The 16,196-nt window shown below is 69.8% G+C and carries 14 protein-coding genes; 4 read left to right on the forward strand and 10 right to left on the reverse strand.

The features are described 5' to 3' along the window. Positions 1-77: 77 nt before the first annotated feature. From ACZ60E_RS04460 to ACZ60E_RS04505, 10 genes are all read right to left on the reverse strand, one after another. Entirely contained in the window at positions 78-1,304 is a 1,227-nt protein-coding gene (locus ACZ60E_RS04460; protein ID WP_469437968.1) for an ABC transporter permease, read from the reverse strand. Next, a complete protein-coding gene (locus tag ACZ60E_RS04465; protein WP_469437970.1) occupies positions 1,297-2,856 on the reverse strand; it encodes a sugar ABC transporter ATP-binding protein in 1,560 nt (519 codons plus the stop codon). The genes ACZ60E_RS04460 and ACZ60E_RS04465 overlap by 8 nt, the downstream gene beginning before the upstream one ends. After that, entirely contained in the window at positions 2,853-3,527 is a 675-nt protein-coding gene (locus ACZ60E_RS04470; RefSeq protein ID WP_469437972.1) for a DUF2291 family protein, read from the reverse strand. Before ACZ60E_RS04470 ends, ACZ60E_RS04465 begins: the two co-directional genes overlap by 4 nt. Further along, positions 3,524-4,993: an FGGY family carbohydrate kinase gene (locus ACZ60E_RS04475; RefSeq protein WP_469437975.1), complete on the reverse strand. Its 1,470-nt coding sequence runs from the start codon at positions 4,991-4,993 to the stop codon at positions 3,524-3,526. Before ACZ60E_RS04475 ends, ACZ60E_RS04470 begins: the two co-directional genes overlap by 4 nt. After that, positions 4,993-5,946: a transketolase family protein gene (locus tag ACZ60E_RS04480; RefSeq protein ID WP_385831444.1), complete on the reverse strand. Its 954-nt coding sequence runs from the start codon at positions 5,944-5,946 to the stop codon at positions 4,993-4,995. Before ACZ60E_RS04480 ends, ACZ60E_RS04475 begins: the two co-directional genes overlap by 1 nt. After that, positions 5,943-6,851, reverse strand: a complete 909-nt coding sequence (locus ACZ60E_RS04485) for a transketolase (RefSeq protein WP_469437978.1) — start codon at positions 6,849-6,851, stop codon at positions 5,943-5,945. The genes ACZ60E_RS04480 and ACZ60E_RS04485 overlap by 4 nt, the downstream gene beginning before the upstream one ends. Next, positions 6,848-7,885, reverse strand: a complete 1,038-nt coding sequence (locus ACZ60E_RS04490) for a sugar phosphate isomerase/epimerase family protein (protein WP_469437980.1) — start codon at positions 7,883-7,885, stop codon at positions 6,848-6,850. The genes ACZ60E_RS04485 and ACZ60E_RS04490 overlap by 4 nt, the downstream gene beginning before the upstream one ends. Positions 7,886-8,047: 162 nt before the next feature. Continuing rightward, the gene (locus ACZ60E_RS04495) at positions 8,048-8,242 is read right to left on the reverse strand and encodes a hypothetical protein (RefSeq protein ID WP_469437982.1); all 195 of its coding nucleotides are present in this window, start codon (positions 8,240-8,242) and stop codon (positions 8,048-8,050) included. A 9-nt stretch (positions 8,243-8,251) separates the two neighbouring features. Then, positions 8,252-8,911, reverse strand: coding sequence for a hypothetical protein (locus ACZ60E_RS04500; RefSeq protein ID WP_469437984.1), 660 nt, complete (start codon positions 8,909-8,911; stop codon positions 8,252-8,254). A gap of 14 nt (positions 8,912-8,925) precedes the next feature. Next, entirely contained in the window at positions 8,926-10,467 is a 1,542-nt protein-coding gene (locus ACZ60E_RS04505; RefSeq protein WP_469437986.1) for an alpha/beta hydrolase, read from the reverse strand. Positions 10,468-10,688: 221 nt separating this feature from the next. On the opposite strand from ACZ60E_RS04505, the gene ACZ60E_RS04510 reads away from it, so the two are divergent. The 4 genes from ACZ60E_RS04510 to ACZ60E_RS04525 all read left to right on the forward strand — a co-directional run bounded on the left by ACZ60E_RS04510 (position 10,689) and on the right by ACZ60E_RS04525 (position 16,175). Beyond that, positions 10,689-11,867, forward strand: a complete 1,179-nt coding sequence (locus ACZ60E_RS04510) for a sensor histidine kinase (RefSeq protein ID WP_469438348.1) — start codon at positions 10,689-10,691, stop codon at positions 11,865-11,867. After that, positions 11,864-12,565, forward strand: a complete 702-nt coding sequence (locus tag ACZ60E_RS04515) for a response regulator transcription factor (RefSeq protein WP_469437988.1) — start codon at positions 11,864-11,866, stop codon at positions 12,563-12,565. The genes ACZ60E_RS04510 and ACZ60E_RS04515 overlap by 4 nt, the downstream gene beginning before the upstream one ends. 920 nt (positions 12,566-13,485) lie before the next feature. Then, positions 13,486-14,754 (forward strand): aminotransferase class I/II-fold pyridoxal phosphate-dependent enzyme, encoded by a 1,269-nt coding sequence (locus ACZ60E_RS04520; protein ID WP_469437990.1) that lies wholly within the window; start codon positions 13,486-13,488, stop codon positions 14,752-14,754. After that, positions 14,751-16,175, forward strand: coding sequence for an FAD-dependent oxidoreductase (locus tag ACZ60E_RS04525; RefSeq protein WP_469437992.1), 1,425 nt, complete (start codon positions 14,751-14,753; stop codon positions 16,173-16,175). The genes ACZ60E_RS04520 and ACZ60E_RS04525 overlap by 4 nt, the downstream gene beginning before the upstream one ends. Positions 16,176-16,196 lie beyond the last annotated feature (21 nt).

Raw genomic sequence — 16,196 nt, forward strand, 5'->3', positions numbered from 1 at the left:
TGCGGACTTGCGTCAGTAGAGGTTCGGTACTGCGAGGGGCGGATGAGTAGTGGTGGATGAGGGGGGCCGTGCGGACGTCAGTCGTCCGCGAGCCTGCCGGAGTCGCCTCGTGCGGCGCTGCCCGCACCAGCCGGGCCCGCGCTGGCCGGACCCGCACCGGCCGGGCCTGGATCGACCGGATCGGGATCGGGATCGGCCGGGCCGGGATCGGTCTTCACGGCGACCGCGGATGCTGCCGCGCGGCGGCGCTGGAAGCGCTGCTGGCTCTGGTCGAGGATGACGGCGATGATGATGACGGCGCCCTTGATGAGCATCTGCCAGAACGTCGAGACGCCGAGGATGACGAGACCGTCGGCGAGGAAGCCGATGACGAAGGCGCCGACGAGAGTGCCGCGTACGTTGCCCCGGCCGCCGGAGAGCGCGGCGCCGCCGATGACGACGGCCGCGATGGCGTTGAGTTCGAAGGTCTCGCCGGCCTGTGGTGCGGCAGAGGTGAGTTCCGAGGCGATGATCAGGCCGGACATCGCGGCGCAGGCGCCGGAGATCACGTAGACGAGGAGTTTGACGCGCTTGACGGGGACTCCGCTGAGCTCGGTGGCGCGCTCGTTGCCGCCGGTGGCGTAGAGCCAGCGGCCGAAGGGGGTCGAGCGGAGCAGGACGGCGACGAGTCCCGCCACCACGATCATGATCCAGACCGCTACGGGCAGACCCAGGGGCCGGCCCCCGCCGAGCCAGTCGAAGCCGGTGTTGTGGGTGCCCGGGTCGCCGGCCAGGTCGGGGTAGGTGGTGCCGTCGGAGATGAGGAGGGCGGTGGCGCGGGCCACGTACAGCATGCCGAGAGTGGCGATGAACGGGGCCACGTTCAGGCGGGTGATGAGGATGCCGTTGACGGTGCCGACCAGGGCGCCGACTCCGATGCACAGGACGATGACGGCCCAGACCTGCGGATAGGCGACGACGTCGAGGATGCTCAGGTGCAGGCCCTGGAGCAGTTCGCCGGCGATCACTCCGGACAGGCCGACGGTCGAGCCGACGGAGAGGTCGATCCCGCCCTTCAGGATGACCAGCAGCATGCCCAGCGCGAGGATCGCGTTGATGGCGACGTGCTTGGTCATCGTGATCACGTTGTCGACGGTGAGGAAGGAGTCCGACAGCAGGCTGAAGACGACGATCAGGACTCCGAGTGCGATGAAGGCACGCAGTTCGAAGATGGAGTCGACCGTCTTGAGGCGTCGTGCCTGGGCAGCCGCGGTGCGACGCTGCTGGAGCACTACCTCGTGGTCCTTGGTCAGGGTGTCACTCATGGTGTGCCTTCTCGGTGGTGTCGGCTCCGTCGGCCAGGCTCATCAGCCGGTCCCGGGTGATCTCTCCGGCTTTCAGGTCGGCGACGAGACGGCCGCGCGCCAGGACCAGGAGCCGGTCGGGCATGTGCAGCGCCTCCTCGGCCTCGGAGGTGGTGAAGAGCACGGCGAGGCCGCGTTCGGCCTGCTGGGCCATCAGTTCGAAGACGTCGGCCTTGGCTCCCACGTCCACGCCGCGGGACGGTTCGTCCAGCAGCAGGACGCGCGGGCCGGTCATCAGCGCCTTTCCGATGACGACCTTCTGCTGGTTCCCGCCGCTGAGCGAGCCGATGGGCGCCCGCGATCCGGGGGTCTTCACCGTCACGTCGGAGATCATCGAGGTCACTGCCTCGTCCTCGGCACGCCGGTTGAGCAGCAGACGGCGTACGAACCTGGTCACGGAGGCCAGTGACAGGTTCTGGCCCACCGTCATGGAATGGACGAGACCGTCTCGCTGGCGGTCCTCGGGGACGAGGGCCAGCCCGTTGCGGATGCGGTCGCGGACGCTGCCGGTGAGCGGTTCGCCGTGGAGGCGCAGTTCGCCCGAGGCGGCGGGCATCCGGCCGGCCAGACACTCCAGCAGTTCGGTACGGCCGCTGCCCATCAGGCCGTAGATGCCGACCATCTCGCCGGCCCGGACGGACGTGGACAGGCTGTTCACCGCGAGCCGCCCGGGAACGGACGGGTCGGCGACGGACAGTTCGGTGATCTCCAGCGCGACGGGACCCAGGGTGGGGTTCCGGTCGGGGAAGAGATCGTCCTGGCTGCGGCCCACCATCTTGCGGACGATCCAGGCGAGGTCGATGTCGTCCGCCCGGGCGGTCGCGACCATGGCGCCGTCCCGCAGGACCGCCACCTCGTCGGCGACGGAGAGGGCTTCTTCCAGGTGGTGCGAGATGTACACGATCGCGACGCCCGCGGCCTTGAGCTCGCGGATGACCTGGAAGAGGATCTCCACCTCCGGTGCGCTGAGCGCGGAGGTCGGTTCGTCCATGATCAGCACCCGGGCGTTCTGCAGCAACGCGCGGGCGATCTCGACGAGTTGCTGCTGGCCGAGCCGCAGCTCGCCGACGGAGGTGTCGGGGTCGAGTCCCTCGTCGAGCCGGCCCAGCACCTGTCGTGCCATGGCCCGCTGGGTGGTGCGGTCGAGCAGCGTACCGGCCTGCCGGGTGCGCTCACGGCCGAGGAAGAGGTTGTCCTGGATGCTCAGGTTGGGGCAGAGACTCAGTTCCTGGTGGATGATCGAGACGCCGTGGTCGGACGCCTCCCTCGCACTGCCGAACTCCACTGCGCGGCCGTCGAGTTCGATGTGCCCGGTGCTGGGGGACTCGACGGCGCTGAGGATCTTCATCAGGGTCGACTTGCCGGCCCCGTTCTCGCCGAAGAGCACGGTGGTGCGGCCCGCCGGGATGTCCAGCGAAACGCCCTTGAGTGCCTGCGTTCCGCCGTACACCTTGGTGACCTCGGCGGCGCGCAGCACGGGCGCGGCCGGCGCTTCCTTGGCCGTGGAGGTCATGACGCGGCCTCGATCGAGACGGGGGTGAGGGTCAGTACGTCGGCGGTCAGCGGTGTCATGGCGCCGACGACGGTGACCTTCTTGCCGCGGACCGCCGCGGGATCGAAGGCCTTGAGCACCTTGTCCTTCATTGCGGTGTTCAGTGCCGTGGCGGCGTCGGCGTACTCGACCTGGTTGGTGAACTGGCCGAAGGTGATGAAGCCGGCCGCGTCGCGAAGTGCCGTGCCGTTGATGGCAGGGCCGACCTGCACGGAGACGCGGGTCTTGGCCAGACCGGGCACGGTGACCTGCAGGAGGCCGTTCTCGGCGGCGCCCGCGGTCCCGGTCAGCGTCACGGCGTAGCTGTACGGGCCGGTGCCCGGCCGGTGCCCGTACTGCTTGCCGGCCGCCTCGGGGTCGGCGGCGATGGCCTTGTACAGGGTGGCGATGTCCACGGCGTTCTTCTCCATCGCGGGGACGACCTTGGGTTCGTACGTGCCGGCGGCGTACTTGGCGGCGTCGAACGCGGGCTTGCCGCTCGCTTTGTCCTCGCTGTCCGAGCGGTAGGTGGTGGTGGCCGCGATGGCGGCGAGCAGGAGCACGAGGGCGATGAGGGAACCGCTGCCCAGGGTGATGCGGCCCCGGAGGTGTGCCGTCTTCCTGCCTGTCTGGGGCAAGTCTGCTGTGGTCATGACGTCCTTTGCTGTCCGCGTGTCCCGAGGTCGCGAGCGGCCGCGACCCGATGACGCCAGCGCGCGACGGTGTCGCTGCGCCGGGCGTCGTCCCAGTCGGCTGTGAAGGTCCGCAGGCCGGAGTCCGCGCGCTGTTCCAGGTCGGCGGTCGTCCACAGGCCGAGTCCCAGGCCCGCCAGGTGCGCGGCGCCCGCGGCGGACAGTTCGTGGTGCCGGGTACGGGCCACCGTGACGTCGGAGACGTCGGCCTGCAGTTGCATGAGAGCGTCGCTGCGGCTGAGGCCGCCGTCGGCCACGACTTGGCGCAGACCGGGCAGGGCGGCGAGGACGTCGGCCACCTGAAGGGCGACCGATTCCAGTGCGGCGCGCGCCAGTTGGGCGCGGCCGGTGCCCAGCCCGAAACCGGCGAGGAGGGGCACGGCGCGGGTGTCCCACCAGGGTGCCCCGATGCCGCCGAAGGCCGGCACGAGGGTCGCGTCGCCCGCGTCCGCGTCGGCGGCGAGCCGGATGAGTTCCTCCGCCCCGGTGCCGAGCAGGTCGGCCAGCCAGGTGAGGGTGCGCCCGGTGGAGCGGATGTTGGCCTCGTGCGCGTGGACGGGACGGCCGGTGGACCAGGCGATGGTGCTGCACACATGTTCCGCCGGTTCGGGGGAGTCCGTCACCGTCATGACGGAGGAACCAGTGCCGTAGGTGACCTTCACGGTGCCGGGGCGCCAGCCGGCGTGGGCGAACAGGGCGGCGTGCGAGTCACCCATGACGGCCAGGAGCGGGGTGCCGTCGGTCAGTGGGTCGAGGCCGTGCAGCGTTCCGAACGGCCCGGTGGAGGGCACGACACGGCTCAGTGCGGCACGCGGGATGTCGAAGAGGCCGAGGAGTTCGTCGTCCCAGTCACCGGTGGCGAGGTTGAGCAGCTGGGTCCGGGAGGCGTTGCCGATCTCGGTGACCGCCTGCCCGGTGAGCCGGTGGACGAGGTAGGCGTCGACGGTGCCCAGGCGCAGGGTGCCGTCCTTGGTGCGGGCCCGTGAGGGGTCGTGCACGTCGAGCAGGGCGGCCATTTTGAGAGCGGAGAACATGGGATCGAGTGGGAGACCCGTGCGGCGGCGGATCTCGTCGGCCGCTCCGGCGTCGGTGAGGCGGGCCGCACGTTCTCCTCCGCGCTGGTCCTGCCAGCTGACCAGCGGTGCGACCGGCTCGCCGGTCGCCGCCTCCCACAGGACGACCGACTCGCGCTGGGTGCTCAGGGCCACGCCGGTCACCGTGCGCGGGTCGATGCCCGTCAGGCAGTCGGCGACGGCGCCGCGCACGCTGCCGAGGAGGGCGGTCGCGTCCTGTTCCACCAGGCCGGGGCCGGGGTGGGACTGGGACAGGGGCGCTTCGGCCCGGCGGACGATGTCGCCCGCGGCGTCGAGGAGCAGTGCCTTGGTGGAACTGGTCCCCTGGTCGACGGCGAGAACGTGCGGTCTCATCACACCCGTCCCAGTGCCTCGCGCGCGGCGCCGGCGACTCCGTCGGCTGTCAGCCCGAAGTGTTCGAGCAGGAAGGCCGCACTGCCGGTCGGAGCGAAACTGGGCACACCCAGCATGCGTACGGGGACCGGGTTGCTCTCTGCCACGACCTTGGCCACGGCGGCTCCCAGGCCGCCGGAGAGCAGTCCTTCCTCGGCGGTGACGACGGCTCGGGTCTCCCGCGCGGCGGCGACGACGGCGGCTGTGTCGAGGGGTTCGACGAAGGTCATGTTGAGGACGCGGGCGGAGATGTCCTGCTGCGCGAGCAGGTGGGCGGCGTCCAGGGCGCGGGAGACCATGGTGCCCACGGCTATCAGGGTGACGTCGGAGCCCTCGCGGAGCTGTACGGCACGGCCGGCTTCGAAGGGCGCGTCGTCGGGGGTGACGGCGGGCACCTTGAAGCGCGGTACGCGGATGTAGGTGGGTCTGCCCGACGCCGCGGCCCAGCGCACCGCGCTGCGTGTCTGCGCCGGATCGGCCGGCACGATGATGTCCAGACCCGGGATCGCGCGCATCCAGGACAGGTCCTCGATGGAGTGGTGGGTGGGCCCCAGCTCTCCGTAGGCCATGCCCGGGCTCTGGCCGCAGAGCACGACGTGGCGGTGGGTGTAGGCGATGTCGGCCTTGATCTGTTCCAGGGCGCGGCCGGTGAGGAAGGGCGCCGCCGCGGACGCGAAGGGGATGAACCCGGCGTTGGCGAGACCGGCCGACACACCGACCAGGTCCTGTTCGGCGATGCCGACGTTGATGAGACGGGTGGGGAACTCCTCGCGGAACTTGACGAGGTTGCTGGAGCCAACAGAGTCGTTGCAGACCGCCACGATCCGTTCGTCGGCGCGGGCCAGCACGGCGAGTTCGTCGGCGAAGTCGGCGCGGCAGTCGAAGGTGGGTGCCTGTTCGGCCACGGAGGTCATCGGTTCAGCTCCTCCAGCGCGAGACGCACCTGGTCGTCGGTGGGCACCTTGTGGTGCCATTCGACGCGGTCCTCCATGAACGACACGCCCTTGCCCTTGGTGGTGTTGGCGATCACCGCGACGGGTCGCCCGGTGGTCGACGGCTCGTACGCCTCCTTGATCGCCCGGTGGTCGTGCCCGTCGATGACGCGGACCTCCCAGCCGAAGCTGGCCCATTTGGCGTCCAGCGGCTCCAGCGACTTGGTGTCCTCGGTGCGCGCGCCCTGCTGCAGCCGGTTGCGGTCGACGACGGCCGTCAGGTTCGCCAGTTCGTAGTGGGCGGCCGTCATGGCGGCTTCCCAGTTGCTGCCTTCCTGCATCTCGCCGTCGCCGAGCACCACGATGGTGCGCCAGGTCTCGCCGCGCAGCTTCGCTCCCAGTGCGCATCCGGTGGCCACGGGGAAGCCGTGTCCGAGCGGTCCGCTGTTGGTCTCCACTCCGGGGACCTTGAGCCGGGCCGGGTGGCCGTTGAGCGGCGACAGCGGAGCCATGAACTCGCTCAGCCTGCTCCGCGGGAAGAACCCGCAGGACGCCAGAGTCGAGTACAGGGCCGCGGCGCAGTGGCCCTTGCTGAGGACGAACCGGTCGCGCTGAGGGTGGTCGGCCTGCGTGGGATGCATGCGCAGCGTGCCCCACAGGGCGGTGACCATCAGGTCGGTGACGGACAGGTCACCTCCCACATGGCCCATGCCGGCCGACTGGATGGTGGTGATGATGTCGCGGCGGATCGAGGCCGAGATGTCGGCGAGTTCCGCGGCTGCCTCGGCGGGGGAAGCCGCACGCAGTCGTGCGCCGCGCGGTTCGTAGGCGCGGGCGGCCACCTCGTCGGTCCGCAGGGGGGCGGCGGTCTCCAGGACGGCGCTCATTCGGATTCACTCTCGGCGAGGGCGCGGAACAGCGCCCGCTTGGCGATGCGCTGCGCGCCGAGGGCGTCCTGTGCGGCCTGCGCGGCGGCCAGTTCCTCGCGGTCGAGGTAGCCCAGTGCCTGGTGGAAGGCGCGCATGGTGCGGATGCCGGTACGGGCCGCCTCGACGGGGTCCTCCCGGAACGGGAACTGGTCGAGCTGCCAGACTCCCTCCCAGCCGGCGTCCTGGAGGGCGAAGAAGAACTCGAAGGTCTCCAGCAGGTGTACGGAGCCGACGACCATGTCGTCGTCCCAGCCGCGGAAGTTGTCGTTGACGTCGATCGCGAAGAGCCGGTCCCGGGCGATGGCCAGCCGGGCGGCCTCGGCGGGAGTCTCTCCGCCGTACAGGGAGTGGCCGAAGTCGAGCAGGACGCCGACGTTGTCCACGCCCATGTCCTGGATGGCGAGCAGGGTTCGTGCGACGGACGAGAAGACCATCCGGTTGCGGGGCTCGCGCGGCTTGTACTCGATGGCGAACTTCAGGTCGGGGAAGGACTGGGCGAGTTCGCGCAGTGCGTCGACCGACTTGGTCCACAGGTCGGTGTAGTCGGCCTGGAAGGGATAGTCGTAGCCGTCCTGCCCGGGCCAGATCTTGATGTAGTCCACGCCCAGTTCGCGTCCGACCTCGGCCGACGCGGCGACCAGGTCGATGGCCTGGCGGCGGACGGCGGGGTCGGGGTTGGTGAAGCCTCCCTTGGCGAACTTGCCGGTGTAGAACTCCGGCGTCACGGCGATGGCCCGCAGGTTCTGCTCGGCCAGGGCCTCCCGCACCTCGGCGGTGCTGATGTCGCCCGGTGGGAAGGGCCAGTTCAGGTCGAGGACGGACAGATCGCCGACCGCTCCGGCGAGCTTGATGGCGTCGAGGATGGTGCGTGGTTCGCCGTAGCCGTCCGTGGCGTATCGGTCGACGTAGGTCGCGAAGTGCCAGACACCGGCGCCGTAGATCGGTTCGTTCTGACCAGGCTGCTGAATGTCTATGCGTGGTTGAGTCGACATGCAGGTCAAGTTACGAACCCGAGTCAGGCGCGTCAAGACCTGTGCATCGGGTGTTTTCCCGCCGGCCCGGCCGGGGCTTCGGCTGCGGTCCGAGCCCCGGCCGGCGGTCGAGGTGAGCTTCTGTCCTGCCTGTTGACATGCCTTCGAAGTGCTCGCAGAATCTCACTGCTTGCCGAATCGCAGGTGAATGGACATGCGCTGAGCTGTGCTCGTACTCATGGTCGTGTTCGTGTCCACGGTCATGCTCGTGTCCACGGTCATGCTCGTGTCCACGGTCATGCTCGTGTCCACGGTCATGCTCGTGTTCATGTTCATGTTCGTGCTCGTGTACGTGTCCAGTTGTGTCGCGGTGGCCACCCCGCGGAGTCAGCCCGCCGCGCCGTCCAGCAACCGGCTGTACCGCAGCCGCAGTGCCCGCTCGGTGCTGGCCACCAGAGTGACCAGGGTCAGCGCGACGTTGCCCCAGGCCGGGAGGCGGACCGGCGCGGTGAAGGCCCCGACGCGCTCGGCCACCGGGGGCACTTCGGTGAGTTGCTGGGCGAGTTGCGTGCCCAGCATGACCAGGGCGATGACGAGAACGGTCAGCGAGAAGAAGCCGATCCAGCGGCTCAGCGCCGGATGCGCGCGGTCGAGGTGGGCGCGGCGTCCTTCGGCGGAGTCGCGGTCCGGGACGAGCAGACGCTCGGTTCCCTCGCCGGTGACGTAATGGCAGCGCCGCAGCCCGAAGTTGCTCAGCCGCACCTCGACCGTGCCGCCGGGGACCGGGAAGGCGGCTGGGAGCCTCGACCGGGCGTGATGCCTGCCGTCGAGATACAGGTCGGCCTTCGCCTTCGCGGACGTCTGGTCCTGGCCGCGCTTGACGTCCACGGCGTAGACCACTTTCCCTCCGCCCCCGTCACCGTCGGGCAGCGGCAGGTAGAACAGGGAGCGGTAGGGCAGCTGCCACCAGCGGAACCGCTTGAGCGGCCGTCCGTCCCCGGGGGTGATCCGCCGGGCGGCCCGGCGGCTTCGCATCTCCTCGAACATCTCCGGCGCCTGCCTCACTTGCTCGGTTCGCCGGGTCGCGCCGCTTGGCCGGGCCGTGCCGCTTCACCGGGTTCCGTCGCGCAGGCGAGGTCCCGCGCGGGGCGTTCCCCGGTGGTCAGGAACGTCGTCGCGGCATCGTTGGCGCACGTGTTTCCGCCGTACGGGTAGACACCGTGGCCGCCCTGGTCGGCCGTCACCATCGTGGCCCGCCCGCCGAAGGCCCGCCGCAGTTCGCGGGCGCCGACCAGCGGTGTGCCCGGGTCGCGCTCGTTCTGCATCATCAGCACGTTCGAGGGGCCCCGGCCGGTGATGCGTACCGGGGGCTCGGTCCGCTCCTGCGGCCAGTACGCGCAGGGGGTGATGCCGGCCGTGGAGCCGCCCAGCATCGGGTACTTCAGCCGGTCCACGGCCACATTGCGCTGGTACTCCCGGACCGTTCCGGGCCAGCGCGAGTCCCCGCAGACCACGGCGAAACGTGAGGCCAGGAGATTCTCCAGGTCCGCGGGTGGTTCGGGGAGCGGCAGTTCCTTGCCCGTGTCGACCGCCTTCCAGAACTCGGCGAGCTGGGGCATGGAGCCGTCGGCGTACAGCTGCTCGAAGGTGAACGCGCGGAACCCGGTCCCGTTGACGCCCTGGACCGGCTTCTCGTCCAGCCGCGCCACGAGCTCGTAGAACTTGCTGGTGACCTGCTTCGGCGTGGAGCCCAGACCGTACTCGGGATGCGCCACGGCGAACGCGGCGAAGTCGGGGAAGCGGTCCTCCAGCCCCCGGGCGAACAACCGCATGGCCGTGACGTCGTAGCCGCGGGGACCCAGGTTGCTGTCGAGCACGATCCGGTCGCCCCGCCGCGGGAACAGCGTCGTGTAGACCGCGCCGAGGTAACTGCCGTAGGAGGCGCCGAGGTACGACAGTTTCGGCTCGCCCAGTGCGCTCCGGAGGCGGTCCATGTCGCGTGCGGTGTTGGCGGTGGTGGTGTGCGGCAGCGTCCAGGCCGTCTTCGAGTTCGCGCACTGCCCGGCGATCTTTCGCGCGTATCCCGCTTCCCGTGTCACGTCGGCCGCGGTGTGCGCGTACGGCGGGAAGTTGCCGCGCCACTGCTGTTCCTTCGTCAGGTCGCAGGTCACCGGAGTGCTGCGGCCGACACCGCGCGGGTCGAAGCCGATGATGTCGTAGGAGTCGAGCACCTTCTGCGGCAGTCCCGACGCGGCGAGGACGGCCGGATAGATCAGGCCGGAACCGCCCGGGCCGCCCGGGTTGGTCAGCAGGACGCCGCGTCGCTGCGACGGCTTCTGGCTCGCCAGCCGGGACACGGCGACATCGATCTGCCGGCCGTCCGGATCGCGGTAGTCCAGCGGGACTTCGAGGGTCGAGCACTCCAGGCGGGGCGCGGAGGCTCCCTCGGGGCACGGGCCCCACCGCAGGGGGCCGGGCGCCGGTGCCGTCGTGGCCGCCTCCGCTGTCAGGGCCTCCGCCGTCGCGGACGCGGACGACGACGCCGGAAGCGCGGTCAGTGTCAATGCCGCGGCGGTGAGGGCGAGGGGCAGACTTCTGCGCATGAGGTGTCCTCCTGTGTGGGGCCTTAACCGGCTGTGGGGGGCTCTACCGGCACGCGAACGAGTCTGTTGATCAGGAACGGCCGGCACATCGGCCCGACGGACCGACCCGGCCTGGACCGCGGGAGAGGCGCCGGTTAGACCTGGGTCGTAGACGCATCGGTCCTGGGTGTGATCCACCGGTCGCACGATGTGGCGACAATGGCCTGGTGAACACGGACGTGATGCCGCGGCTCGGAGTGTGGCAGCAGACCTGGCGGCTGATGGTGGCCGCGGTCGTGAGCCTGCCGATCTGGCTGACGACCCTCGCACTGGCGCGCAAGCAACCCGGCGGCCCGGATGCCTGGATCCTCGTCGCCGATCCGCTGATCGCCCTGGGCTGCCTGACGGTGCTGCTGTGGCGGCGCCGGTGGCCCCTCACGGTGGCCCTGGCGGTCGCGGTCGCCTCGACCGCTTCGGCGTTCGCCACCGGCGCCGCACTGCTGGCACTGTGCTCGGTCTCCACCCGCCGCCGCCCGGTGGAAATCGGGGCCGTCGCCCTGGCTTACGTGATCGCGTCGCAGGTCGCCGTCGGGATGTTCCCGGTGCAGGGCTCTGCGGACGTGCAGTGGTGGGTCCAGGTCGTCGTGCCGGCGCTGACCGCGGGGATCGCGGCAGCCGCGGGCATGGCCGTCGGGGCGCGGCGGGTCGAGGTGCGGTCCCTGCGGGAGCGGGCGGAGAGCGCGGAGCGGGAGCAGAGCGCGCGGGCGGCGCAGGCACGTGCCCTGGAGCGCAACCGGATCGCCCGCGAGATGCACGACGTCCTCGCGCACCGCATCTCCCTTGTCGCCATGCAGGCCGGGGTGCTCGACCACCGCCGCGACCTGCCGGCCAAGGAGAACCGTGTCCTGGTACGCGGTATCGCCGAGGGCTCCCACCAGGCACTGGAAGAGCTGCGGGAGGTTCTCGGCGTGCTCCGCGCCGACCCCGGCCGCCCGGAACCTCCGCAGCCCTCCCTCGATCGGATCCCCGACCTGGTGGCCGACGCCCGCACCTCGGGACTCGACGTCCGGCTGACCGACACCGTGACCGCGACCCCGCCCGGCGGCGTCGGACGGACCTGCTACCGGATCGTCCAGGAAGCGCTGACCAACGCCGCCAAGCACGCCCCCGGCGCGGTCGTACACGTCACCCTCGACGGCACCGAGGGCGGCACCCTCGACATCGGCGTGCGCAACGGACCGGCCCCCCTGCGCACCCCACGGCCACCCGCCTCCGGGTTCGGCCTGCTGGGCCTCGGCGAACGCATCACCCTCGCAGGCGGCGAACTCGACCACGGTCCCACGTCCGAGGGCGGGTACGTTCTCACGGCACGACTGCCCTGGCCGGACGGCCCCGCCCACAGCCACGAAACGAGCGCATGAGCCACGACAAGAGCACGTCGACGGAGAGCCGGCACGATCCCGTACGGGTCGTCATCGTCGACGACGAAGAACTGGTCCGCATGGCCCTGCGGCTCGTCATCGACGGCGAACCGGACCTGACCGTCGTGGGGGAGGCGGCCGACGGGAACGCCGCGCTCACCGTGGTGGACGAACAGCGGCCCGACGTCGTACTGATGGACGTACGGATGCCGGGCCGGGACGGCCTGGACACGACCCGGGAACTGCTCACCCGGCAGGCGCCGCCCCGGGTGCTGATGCTGACCACCTTCGACTCCGACGACCTGGTGCTCGGGGCGCTGCGCGCCGGAGCGCTCGGCTTCGTCCTCAAGGACACCCCGCCCGCCCGCATTCTCGACGCGGTGCGGACCGTCGCGGAAGGCAACCCGGTGCTGTCCCCGGCGGCCACCGCACGGGTGATCGCCGCGGCCACCGGCCCGGATTCCGTGCACACCCGAGACCGCCATCGCGCCGCCGCGCGCGCACAGTTGTCGACGCTGACCGAACGGGAACGGGAGACCGCCCGGGCCATCGCGGACGGACTGGGCAATGCGCAGATCGCCGAGCGGCTGAGCATCACGGTCGCGACGGTCAAGGCCCACACCGGCAATCTCTTCGCGAAGCTCGCGGTCGAGAACCGGGTACAGATCGCGCTGCTGATCCGCGACGCGGAGGACTGAGCGGAGGATCGAGCGGGCGGGTGAGGGGGCTTCGCGCTGCGGTCCCGCGAACGGTCCGCAACACCCGGCCCGCAGGAAACCCTCAGGAACCAGAAGCCACTCCGACCACGCAACGCGCCTTGAGCAGGGGCCCGTCCGCAGGTGTGGTGCAGATCTCAATTCGCGGGCCGGAGTCCGCCTCGCCGTGCCTGGCACCCCGTTTTCCATTTTGTTTACCCTGCGCGGGATCACTGCCAGTTCGATTCCGTCGTCGGTGATGTCCGCACATCATCGCGGTGTCCTGAGTATTCCGTTTCGCCTTCCGGCTGACGGGAGAATCCAAACGATACCGTCAGGTGTTGACACGGGCCGGTAGTGGACTGTTGTATTAATTCCATCCACGGGGGATGGATGGCAAACAGTGACCGGTCGTAATGACGGACACTGGGAGGGCTTCATATTGGCCCGTTGTCATCCGCAGTTGGGGGTGATAGTGAGTAGGGTCAAGCACGCGCTCTGTCTTCTTCGGGACCGAATCGGCCGCGGAAGGGCTGTCAGCCACTCGCGCTTCAGGAGCCCGAGGCTGCGATCTTCGCGGGCGGTGGACCTGTCGTTCGAGGCCGCGCGGCGGACAAGACACACGAGTTCTTCTCTGCGCTTCGTCGCGGCACCGTGCGGGAGCGGTGCCTGACGGTCCACCGGTGGTGTCGGCCGGTCATCGCTTTCCACTGCTCAGGCGGTGCTCTCCCTGTGCTCGTGCGGCCGACCGGCCGGATTCGATGATTGCCCGGTCCTGCCGATCCGGCATGCCGAAAAGAATGCCGGAGAACAAGAAATAGTTTCCCTTTTCCGGCCCGCCGTGGGTCGGCAGTTTCCGAACAGGTAAGTGTGATGAGCGTGCGCGAAATTCTGTCAATAGCCCCTACTTTATCGAGGTAGACATGGCGTCGTCTTCGCAATCCGTCCGGCTCAGGAACACCCCCTTCGTCATCAAGGAGTCGTCCGCTCAGTACGAGCGCGCTGTCGAGAGCAGCCTGATGCAGGTAAGCATCACCGGCCGCAAAGGGAAGCAGGTGTTCCTGCCGGACGGCCGCGGGGTGGTCGAGTTCGTCAACTGCTCCTACCTCGGGCTCGACCTGCATCCCCGCGTGATCGCGGCGTCGAAGGCCGTGGACGAGGAGTGGGGGATGAACTTCTGCTGCGCCCGCTCGCGTTTCTCCTTCGAGCCGCAGCGACTTCTCGAAGAGGAGCTGTCGGCGCTGTACCGGGGACGGGCCATCACCTTCCCCTCGACGACCACCGCGCACATCTCGCTCATGCCGCTCCTCGCCAGCGGGGTCCTCTTCGAGGAGGGCACGGCGCACAGGACGTGCCTGATCTTCGACCAGTTCGCCCACTCGTCCATGGCCTATCTCAAGCCGGTGCTCGCCGCCGAGGCGACGGTCGAGACGGTTCCCCACAACTCCTTCGAGGACCTGCGGAAGCAAGCCTCGGCCGCACGGGCGCGCGGCGAGGTGCCGGTCTACGTGGCCGACGGCATCTACTCGATGGGCGGGCTGTGCCCGGCCCGCGAACTGCTCGACCTCGCCGAGGAACTGGACCTGTGGCTCTACGTGGACGACGCTCACGGCCTGGGCATCTTCGGCGAGCGCGGTGAGGGCCAGCTCCTCAGCCAGATCGAGGGCGACATCCCCGAGCGCGTCATCCTCACCTACTCGCTGTCCAAGGGCTTCGGCGCCTACGGCGGCGGCCTGCTCGTCCAGGGCGAGTGGCGCGAACAGCTGATCCGTTCCTACGGACAGGTCTACGCGTTCTCCGCGGCGCAGACCTTCCAGGCGGTCTACGCCTGCCGCGCCGTCGTCGAGCTGCACGAGGAGGGCGCGATCGCCCCCCTGCAGCGGACCCTGCGTGAGCGGGTGGCGCTGTTCGACGAACTGATGGGACTGTCACTGCCGTTCAGCCCGATCCGGATGGTTCCGATCGGGGACGAGGCGAACGCCCTGAAGGCCGGCGAGGAACTCCTGGCCGAGGGCTACTACGCGTCGGTGGTCTTCTTCCCGATCGTCCGCCGCAAGTCCGCGCAGCTGCGGCTGTGCATCGCGGCCAATCACACCGAGGACGACATCCGGGGTGTCGCCGCCGTGCTCAAGCGTGTCCAGGCGACCTACGCGACGTACGCGACCGACGGGAACGGGGAGGCCGGGAAATGAAGCACAAGGAACTGCACGTGGTGATCGGAGGGGGAATCGCCGGCTGCGTCGCCGCGATCACGCGCAGCCGCGCGGGGTACGACGTCGTCGTCCTGGAGGGGCAGCAGGCGCGCTCCGAAGGCACCTACCCGGTGTGCACGCAGACCAGCAACATCGTCAGCGAGAACCACAGCGGCGCCGAGTACCCCTTCGACCCGCAGAGCGCGCGTGACTGCCTCGACGGCCGTATCGAGAACGAGCGCTTCTTCCCCGAGGCGATCTACGGCGGGAAGACGAACAGCCGCATCATCGCCTCCCAGAGCATGATGGACGACGGCCACGACATCGTCGGCCAGTGCCGCACGAACATGGACGTCATCCGATCGCACTACGCCCGGCGGTGCGAGGAGGACCCGGCCAACGCCGTCTTCGGCGACCCGTCGCAGGTCTGCCGCGAGGTGCCCACCGTGGACGGCGTCCACGACGTGGCTGCCGCGTTCCTGACTCCGCAGCGCGGGATGAACCCCGTGCTCGTGTCCACGGTGCTCGACTGGGAGCTGCGCCGGTGCGGCGTCGACTTCCGCGAGGGCAGCAGCGTACAGACGGTGGAGCGCCGCGCCGACGGCCGGTACGACGTCGTCCACACGAACGCGGGCGGTGCCACGCGCACCGTGGTCGCGGACCAGGTGAGTCTGTGCGCGGCGACGGCGGCGTTCGGCTTGGCCAAGTCGCTCAATCCGGGGATCGAGTTCCCGCGGCTGTTCATGGCGCTGCGGGAGATCCTTTACGTCGACCTCCCCGACGGTACGGAGAAGAACTTCACCTGCCTGAAGCTGGAGGACTCCTACGGGGGCATGCTCAGTCCGCTCAACGAGCACGTCGCGATGATCTACCACCCGCCGGCCGGGCACGTGATGAACCTGGTGATGGACCCGGTCACCGGCGCCGCCCCGTACGCGCGCCACCTCGCCGAGGGCCACCCGGAGATGGAGGAACGCGCCGAGCGGACGCTGAGCCGGCTGCGTGACTTCTATCCGGAGCTGCGCCGGTCCAAGATCCTCGGGACGTACCTCAAGGTCGCGATCAACACGGTCTCGGACTCGCGGATGCGGCGGAACATCGGCGTCTTCGGCGTCGACTCGGGTGCCACCATGACCGTACTGCCCAAGTGGACGATGTGTGCCGTGAACGGCCGCAAGGAGCTGGCTCTGGCTCTGGAGCACTCCAAGGCCGCGGGCAACGTGGACGCGGACGAAGCCGAGGAGATCCTCGCCGGATCGACCCGCACCTGCTGGGAGACGCCACCCGACTGGGCGGGCAAACCGGAGCTGCTGACCGCCCGTGCGAAGAAGCACGCGGTCAACATGAACGTGCCCGAGGCCCTCGCCCTGCGGTTCAGCGACGCAGTCGCCCCGTCGGGTGAGCGGCAGGTCTCGTATTGAGCACGGCCGGGCTCCTGTCGA

The sequence above is a fragment of the Streptomyces sp. NPDC102514 genome (assembly GCF_055584525.1).